Origin of the sequence: Sphingobium sp. D43FB, from assembly GCF_002312805.1 — a bacterium.
Classification (GTDB): Bacteria; Pseudomonadota; Alphaproteobacteria; order Sphingomonadales; family Sphingomonadaceae; genus Sphingobium.
Genome location: NZ_NMUA01000153.1, coordinates 1 through 931, shown reverse-complemented (window position 1 = coordinate 931; position 931 = coordinate 1). Strand labels below are relative to the sequence as shown.

Genomic DNA, 931 nt, shown 5'->3' with positions numbered 1-931 from the left:
ATATTTCCAACATCGCCGTCCCTCAGCTGCAATGGGGCTTGCTCGATTTTGGACGAACGTCAGCGGCGATAGCACAGGCACGCTCTGGTCGCGATGAAGCCGAGGCACAATATCGGCAGGTAGTGCTCGGCGCGCTTGAGGATGCGGAGACGTCGCTTGCGCGCTTTGCACAGCAAAGGCGAAACGTCGCCGCTTTTGCCGAAATCAAGCGGTCAGCAGATGAAGCGGCAACGCTGATGCGGCAGCGCTATGCGCGGCAGGTCATTTCGAGAGGCGACACTCTGCAGGCTGACCGCCAGCAGCGGATTGCAGAGGCAAACCTGCGCAGTGCGGTTGCGGCCCTCACCGCCAGCTATGTTGCCATACAGAAGTCGCTCGGACTGGGATGGACAGAAGCTGGGAGTCAAGCCTCAGCCCTTATCAGCAAATAATGATGGTATCTGTCCGGACTTGCCAATACAAGAATCGGCGGCCCTGCCCACCGCCAATGATGACTTTTGGCACAGGGCAACCCGCCTGTTCGGCATCCATCCTGCGGCCCTTGCGATTATACAGAGTTTCGCGGGGTAACGCGCCCCGGGGCGATTGCGATGTGTTTGACGGGGGTTGCCCCCGATAGGATGAAATACGGATTCACGACCGCATAGCCGGACGCAACATCGGACCGGAGACAACCATAGAGCAGTTTATCGGCCTCGACGTGTGATTGAATAGAATTTCTGTCCGACGAATATCTATCCCGCGGGGAGTTGTCCTGACCGCGTATACGACCTTGTACCCGACAGACGGTAACCGACCGATTGAGCTTGCTCTTACCCACAAGTGCCTGCTGGGTGCCTCGAGATTCGAGCTCCCTCAACGAGATCGGCGAGTCGCGTCATTCCTCTCCATATGACGGTCGTGCCGGGTGGTGGGTCAGACGCGCGGTCCA

General features: G+C 58.5%; 1 protein-coding gene. It reads left to right on the top strand.

All coding sequences use genetic code 11. The features are described from left to right. Nucleotides 1-431, top strand: a 431-nt coding sequence (locus tag SxD43FB_RS23775) for a TolC family protein (RefSeq protein WP_141249648.1), incomplete at its 5' end; no start/stop codon positions are given. Nucleotides 432-931 lie beyond the last annotated feature (500 nt).